This window comes from Escherichia sp. AM3, from assembly GCF_032029835.1.
In the GTDB taxonomy this organism is placed as follows: Bacteria; Pseudomonadota; Gammaproteobacteria; order Enterobacterales; family Enterobacteriaceae; genus Escherichia; species Escherichia coli.
This window is the reverse complement of record NZ_JAVUPQ010000219.1, coordinates 1-2,167: the sequence shown is the minus strand read 5'-3', so window position 1 is coordinate 2,167 and position 2,167 is coordinate 1. Positions and strand designations below refer to the sequence as shown.

Genomic DNA, 2,167 nt, shown 5'->3' with positions numbered 1-2,167 from the left:
CATGATTGGTATATCGCATTATATGCATCATCGTTTGGCGTTATTTCCTTTGTTGATAAGGCATTAATACTTTATCGGCAGCATGGTGGGAATCAAGTGGGGGCTAAATCCTTTTCACTGAAAGATGTAATTAAGTTTTCTGGCATAAAAGATAAATTAGTTAATGCTAGAAGGTCTGTTTTAAATACTAGAGATCAATCAGCTTTGTTTATTTCTGATTTCGGTGATAAATTAAGCATGGAGAAGAAAATAATACTTGAAAGTTATATAAATTCTTTTAATGGGGGGGTTTTAAATAGGATGAATTTATTTTTTTACAAAAGAGTAAGAAAAACTAGCTTTTTAAGAAATTTAGTATTCTTTTTGATTTATGTGACAAAGATTTAAAATATCATCTGGTAGTAATATACTATAGGAGAAAATAAGTGTTTCATTCAAAATCGTGTTCGAGTATTGGTGTGATATGTTTTTTTTTAATTATTCCTAATTCTGTTAAGTCTGCTGAATTTAATGCGTTAGGCAAACCAACAAAAGATAACATTCAAAATGAACAGTCTACCTATAGTAATAGTGTTTTAAGTGGTAGATACACTTTCGGCATGAGAAAAAATGCGGTTGTTTCTTCATTTGTAGCTAATAATAGTAGCCCACTTAATATACCGGTGTTGGGATTAGGATCTGTCTCTGGCTTAGCTCATTATTTAGATAGAGATTCGGTTGCCTTGTATGCTGAAAATAATTCATCACCATTTAGAAAATGGGAGAAAATAAAGTCGCCCCAGATTACTCCCACCTCTGTGCTATCTGAGGATATAAGTCCAACTGATATCAAGGTTGGTATGATCATTGAAACAGAGACACAGCCCAAGTGGTCTACATATGTAGTATCAGTAGTGCCCGGTAAAATCATTACCGCAGGGTGGGTTAACTTAAAAACTAAACGTATGGGTACTCCAGATAATCATTCATCCTTAGTTGTTAATCCTGTTACAAAAATATGGAGTGCTAATTTTAATTTGATTTTCCCTGAGGGGGGGAGAGCCACAAAAGGTGTTGTACAAGAAAATGGAATTATTAATAATTCGGCGACCAGTAAAAATGTTAATGGTGTCGATACGGTTGTTTTACCGCAATCAAAATTTGATGGAAATATAGCATATCTCGCGCGCTCAACATCGTTAGGTAATGCAAAAAAATGGGATTATGGTTTTGTATCGATAGGTAATAGAGTTTCATTTAGTAGTAGAGACAATCAAATTAATTCACCTGATATTAGCTTCAATGATGAATCAAAAAGCAAAATAGGCTTGCTTTTTTCAGGGAAAAACACTGCGCATTCTATAGTTTGGAAAAACGGGGATACTATAGTTGCTTCAGTATCACCTCGAGGTGAAATTGAAAAATTAAATTTCAAAACAAAGATAATAAACTCTTCCCAAGCATTAGATTCTAATTTTGGTCGGTATATTTTTAAAATTAACTCAAATATAGATGTTACTTTACCGGATGAAAAAGATCTAACAGATGGTTATACTCTAAAATTAACCAGTATCAATGATGATGGTTTTATTGTGTCTGTGAAATCAATAAATAATAGGAAACTCAATGGTGTTGAGAGTTTAAAGCTGAAACATGGCCGCTGGAATCTTGAGGCTGTTTATTTTCAAAATGAATGGATAATTGAATAACACTATAAGTTATTCCAAAAAATAGGTGAGATTCATGCCGTTATTTTTAACTAATATTACACTTTTTTTATATTTTTTAATTTCGTTATTTCTATTATTGTTATCAGTAGTAAGTATTATTTGCAAAAGTAAGAAACTTGATTTTATTGTTTTCCTTATTATTGGGATAATGATGGTTTGTTTTTATGGGCTTAGGTTTCCTGGAAACTCAGATACCAGAATGTATTTACAAGGATTTGATGCTTTATCTGGTTTAGATAGCTTTATGTGGAGTTCTGGTTTCTATGTTTTAATGAAATCTATAAAAATCATTAATAACAACCATGATGCATATATTTTCTTAAGTTCCTTATACTTTGTTTTAGCTTTTATGTTAGTAGGAATTCTATATTGTAAGGACCGATATTATAAATCTCTATTTTTACTAACATGTTTTTATAGCTGGAGTGTGCTAGATTTAGCAGTTAATACATATAGGC

1 protein-coding gene and 2 pseudogenes are annotated in these 2,167 nt (G+C 31.5%); all 3 read left to right on the top strand.

Going from position 1 to position 2,167, the window contains the following annotated elements:
* Nucleotides 1-387 (top strand): annotated as a pseudogene (locus RTW80_RS24340) (glycosyltransferase family 2 protein); the annotation flags it as partial.
* Nucleotides 388-425: 38 nt separating this feature from the next.
* Nucleotides 426-1,688, top strand: coding sequence for a hypothetical protein (locus tag RTW80_RS24335; RefSeq protein ID WP_312720601.1), 1,263 nt, complete (start codon nucleotides 426-428; stop codon nucleotides 1,686-1,688).
* A gap of 34 nt (nucleotides 1,689-1,722) precedes the next feature.
* Nucleotides 1,723-2,167: pseudogene (locus RTW80_RS24330) on the top strand (EpsG family protein); the annotation flags it as partial.